At 71.0% G+C, this 3,495-nt stretch carries 3 protein-coding genes; 1 reads left to right on the plus strand and 2 read right to left on the minus strand.

All coding sequences use genetic code 11. The annotated features are described in order from the left end of the window. On the plus strand, nt 1-417 hold a 417-nt coding region (locus tag E3O28_RS16650), incomplete at its 5' end, for a 4'-phosphopantetheinyl transferase superfamily protein (protein ID WP_198411539.1). 169 nt (nt 418-586) lie between these two features. Here E3O28_RS16650 and E3O28_RS05450 read toward each other — a convergent pair. Together E3O28_RS05450 and E3O28_RS05455 are read right to left on the minus strand one after the other, a co-directional pair. Continuing rightward, nucleotides 587-2,005 (minus strand): M1 family metallopeptidase, encoded by a 1,419-nt coding sequence (locus E3O28_RS05450; protein WP_134415377.1) that lies wholly within the window; start codon nt 2,003-2,005, stop codon nt 587-589. 8 nt (nt 2,006-2,013) lie between these two features. Beyond that, a partial coding sequence (locus E3O28_RS05455) for a Pls/PosA family non-ribosomal peptide synthetase (RefSeq protein WP_347232368.1) occupies nt 2,014-3,495 on the minus strand: 1,482 nt, incomplete at its 5' end.

The following is a 3,495-nucleotide window of genomic DNA, read 5'->3' on the forward strand; positions in this document are numbered from 1 at the left end:
GGCGCCGCCGCGGGCGCCGCCGCGGGCGCCGCCGACACCGCACGCGCGCGGGCCCGGTTGTGGACCGCGAAGGAGGCGGTGCTGAAGTGCACAGGCGACGGGCTCCGAGTGGACCCGCGCAACCTGACCGTCTCGTTGCCGGGCGGCGGCGGCCGGGGCTCGCCGCGCCTCGACGCCTGGCGCGGAGCCGACGTCGACGTTGACGTCGACGCGATTGGGCTTCGCGACTTCGACCCGGGTGCGGCGCTCATGGGTGCCGAGTACGTGGGTACGGCGCTCGTCGGCACGGCGCTCGTCGGCACGGTGCTAGTCGGCACGGTGGCCGTTCTCGGCGAGGGCAGGCGCGCCGCGGACGGACCGACCGTGCATATCGTGCCGAATGCGGACATCCGTCACCACCTGAATGGTCCGGCCTAGCCGGTTGAGTCCGAGACCGCCGTACAGCACTCCGCCCCGAACGAATTCGACGGAGATTCTGGCCGAAAGGGGCTCAAAAACCGGAAAATGACTCTCATTCGAGAGAATCTCCGTCGAATCAGTTCGACGCCGGGTGGGAGGGTCGGTCGGCTGGACCAGCCAACCTCGCCTAGAGCTTGGGCAGGGCGCTCCGATAGATCCAGCGGTCGACGATCCGGTGAATTTCACCGCTATCGGTGTGCACGGAAAGGAACTCCACAAGGTCCTCGGTAGTGATGGAACCGTGGCGGCGCGCGCGCGTGTACGCGCGCACGGCGCCGAAGAAGGCGTCGTCGCCGAGCGACCGGCGCACCGCGTGCAGGGCCAGGGCGCCGCGCTTGTAGACCCGGTCGTCGAACATGTCGTGCGGCCCCGGTTCGCCGACGACGATGTCCCGCGGCAGGGCCTCGATCTCGGTCCGGTGCACGGCGGCACTCGCATCGGCCGTTGGTCCACCGCCGGCCTCCGCCCACAGCCACTCGGCGTAGCAGGCGAACCCCTCGTGCAGCCAGATGTCCTGCCACCGCACGACGGTCAGGCTGTTGCCGAACCACTGGTGGGCCAGTTCGTGGGCGATCAGCCGGTCGCTGCCGTGCGCACCGTCGACGTGGTTGCGACCGAAAATGGCGAGGCCGTGGGCCTCGAGCGGGATCTCCAGCTCGTCGTCGGTGACAACGACCGAGTAGGCGTCGAACGGGTAGGGACCGAAGCGGTCGGCGAAGAGGGAGATCATCTCCGGAAGTCGGGCGAAGTCCACCGCCACCTCGCGGGCGAGGTTTGCCGGGAAGAAGATGCGTTGGGCCACCGGGGCGGCGGCGGCGTCGGTGCGCCGGTAACGGCCGATCAGCACCGTGGCCAGGTAAGTAGCCATCGGCTCCTTCACCTCGTAGGTCCAGCTGGTGCGGCCAGACCGCGTCGTGCGCGCGATCAGCGTACCGTTCGCCACGACCGTGTAGGGGTCCTCGCAGCTGACCCGGATGCGGAACGAGGCCTTGTTGCTGGGGTGGTCGTTGCAGGGGAACCACGACGCCGACCCGGTCGGCTGGCCGGCCACGAGCACGCCGTCGTCGAGTTCCTCCCAGCCGACCTCGCCCCAGATGCTCTTCAACGGATGCGGCGCGCCGCGATACCGCACGATCACCTCGAACAGAGCCCCAGCCTCGATCGTCGCCACCACCGTGATGGTGAGCTTGCGCGCGCTCTGGCTCACCTTCAACGCCCGCACCCCGTCGACGGTGACCCGGTCCACAGTGAGACCATCGAAGTCGAGGCTGAACCGGTCCAGCCTCATCGATGCCCGGGCCTGCACGGTGGCTGTGGCCCGCAACTGGTTGGTGGTCACCCGGTAGTCGAGGTTCAGGTCGTAGTGCAGGGCGAGGTAACCGCCGTTTCCGTTGCCCGGCAGGTACGGGTCGCCCGCGGTGGTGGCGCCGTGGGTGGGAGCGGCCCCTCGAACGCCGGCCGGGCCGAGCGCGGATCTGGGCGGCAGCGGGGTGAGGCGCTTGGCCGGGCTCTGAGCGGGGCCTGAGGGCGGTGGGGTGCGAGGCATGGTGGGCGTCAAGTCTGCCATGGCAGACTGCGCCACGGCGAAATGGGGTTGCCCGACCACACCGACCCGGCCGGCACGCGTTCCCCGCGCATCACCAGCGAGGCAGGCCCCACAGTGGCGCCCTCCTCGATGTCGGCCGCCGGCAGAATCACGCTGTGCGGCCCGAGCGTGGCGCTCGCCGCCAGGGTGACCCGGTCCAATTGCATGATGCGGTCGTGGAACAGGTGCGTCTGCACCACGCAGCCCCGGTTCACGGTCGCACCGTCTTTGATGCTCACCAGGTCCGCCTCCGGCAGCCAGTAGGTCTCGCACCACACGCCGTACCCGATGTGCGCGCCGAGAGTGCGAAGCCACACGGCGAGCGCCGGCGTGCCGGCCGCCTTCGCCGCAAACCAGGGTCGGGCGACCATCTCGACGAAGCTGTCCGACACCTCGTTGCGCCAGATGAACGACGACCAGAGCGGATGTTCCGTAGCGTCGATCCGGCCCACCAGCAACCACTTCGCGGCCGTGGTCACCAGGGCGGCGACGGCCCCCGCGGCCAGCAGCACCAGACCCGAGAGCGCGATCGTCCACCCCAGGCCGATCGTGAGCCAGAGCGCATCAAGGGCGACGAGCACGCCGAGGGCGATCAGGACCGTGACGATGACCGGGATGATCCGGAGCATCTCCCACAGCGCCCGCCAGGTGACGAGCCGGGCCGGTGGGTGGAAGGTGCGGGCCTCGTCAACATCCGTCACTGTGCGGCGCAGCCGTTCGGGCGGGTTGCCCAGCCAGGACGACCCGCGTTTCGCCTTGCGCGGCGTGGAGGAGAGCACCGCGACGAGCCCGTTGCGCGGCACCGTGCGGCCCGCGCCCGCCATGCCGCTGTTGCCGAGGAACGCCCGGCGGCCGATCTTGGCCGGCCCGATGTGCAGCCAGCCGCCGCCGAGTTCATAGCAGGCGACCATGGTGTCGTCGGCGAGAAACGCGGCCGGGGCGATGGTCGTCAGGGCGGGGATGAGAAGCACGGTGGAGGCTTCCACGCCGGCGCCCACCTTAGCGCCGAGCAGGCGCAGCCAGATCGGGGTGAGCAGGCTCGCGTAGATCGGGAACAGGAGCGTTCGGGCGCCGTCGAGGATTCGCTCGGTCATCCAGACCTGCCAGCCGATCCGGCTGCGCACGGGGTAGTACCCCTCCCGCAGGCCCACACCGAGCAGCCGAACGGAGCTGAGCACCAGCAGCGCGTAGACCAGCCCGGCTGCCACGACCGCGAGCGGGGTGGCCAGGGCGGCCCGCCCGGCCGCGTCGGCCAGGGTCGCAGCGTCGCCGATGGACGCCCCGACGATGAGCGCGCCGACGAGCACCGCGATCGCGGGCAGGGCCGTCATGGCGATGGCCCCGGTCGCGAAGGCGGTCAGCCAGCGGGTCCCGCGCGGCGGGCGCTCGGCCGGCCACGAGCCGCGGGCGGCGCCCATGCGGGCGGCCGGGGACCCGGCCCAGCGTTCACC

It is taken from the genome of Cryobacterium sp. TMT2-14, assembly GCF_004402465.1.
Taxonomy (GTDB): domain Bacteria; phylum Actinomycetota; class Actinomycetes; order Actinomycetales; family Microbacteriaceae; genus Cryobacterium; species Cryobacterium sandaracinum.

What these genes read in the sequence shown, in the direction of transcription:
- E3O28_RS05450 (WP_134415377.1), bottom strand. Translation starts at nt 2,005, where the DNA reads ATGCCTCGCACCCCACCGCCCTCAGGCCCCGCTCAGAGCCCGGCCAAG.